The following is a 1,173-nucleotide window of genomic DNA, read 5'->3' on the forward strand; positions in this document are numbered from 1 at the left end:
TACTGACTTCAGCTCGTTGGGGTGAATCGTTGCGAAGTCCCTGATGAGTGTGGGTGGGTGACTGTATCCGTGGTGTGTGAGATATGCGGATGGGGGCGGGCTGACTCCTACGGGACGTCGGCGTCGGGAGTCGGTACGGATGCAGGCGGCTGAACTGTTCGAGCAGGAGATCAAGCCGTCGGACGTCGCACGGCGGCTACGGGTGAGCGTGAAGTCGGCCTATCAATGGCATCAGTTGTGGCGGGACGGTGGTGCCGAGGCTCTGGTCTCCCGCGGTCCGAGCGGATCACGGTGCCGTCTGTCCCCTCGGTGTCTGGAAAAGCTGGCCGTGTATCTGGAGCAGGGGCCGGCTGCGCATGGCTGGGTGGAGGACCAGGTATGGACCGCATCGAGGGTGGCCACACTGATCGGCCGCAAGTTCCACGTCACCTACAGCGTCTCGGGCGCCACACGGTTGATGCACCGGCTCGGCTTCAGCCCGCAGGTGCCTGCCCGGCGGGTCGCCGAGCGCGACGAGCAGGCCGTCACCGTGTGGAAGGAGGTGACCTGGGCGGAGGTAAAAGAGCAAGGGCGGCATGCGGGGGCTACGTCTGCTTTGAGGACGAAGCCGGGTTCACCCGCAGGCCGCCCCGTGGACGGACCTGGGGCCGACGAGGCCGCACCCCGGTCGTGACCGTCAGCGGACGACGCTCGGGACGGCTGTCGGTGGCCGGCCTGATCGCGATGCGACCGGGGTCCCGGACCCGGCTCTGCCACCGCCTGCGCGCCCACCCCGCCGGCAAAGGCGCACGTCGCAGCATGGGCGAGCGGGACTTCATCGCGCTGGTCGACGGAGTCCACCAGCTGGTCAGGGCACCGATCGTGCTGGTCTGGGACCGCCTGAACACCCACGTCTCCCGCAGGATGCGGGACCTCATGGCCGAGCGTGCATGGCTGACCGTGTTCCTGCTGCCCGCCTACTCACCCGACCTGAACCCCGTAGAAGGCGTGTGGGCCCACGTCAAACGCAGTCTCGCCAACCTCGCTGTCATGGCCCTTGACCGGCTCGAAGTCGTTGTCCGCAACCGCCTCAAACGCCTCCAGTACCGGCCCCACACACTCGACGGCTTCATAGCCGGAACCGGCCTGACCCTCGACACACCACCCTCACCCTGACAAGCCGAAGTCAGTAAC

The 1,173-nt window shown here is 67.1% G+C and carries 1 protein-coding gene; it reads left to right on the forward strand.

Annotation, left to right across the window (positions count from 1 at the left end; all coding sequences use genetic code 11):
• Positions 1–76: 76 nt before the first annotated feature.
• A protein-coding gene (locus tag ACWD0Y_RS36685; RefSeq protein WP_450264583.1) for an IS630 family transposase occupies positions 77–1,155 on the forward strand; the annotation gives its coding sequence in 2 pieces (ribosomal slippage) (positions 77–575 and positions 575–1,155; 1,080 coding nt in all).
• The last annotated feature ends 18 nt before the right edge of the window (positions 1,156–1,173 follow it).

The organism is Streptomyces altiplanensis (genome assembly GCF_053591575.1).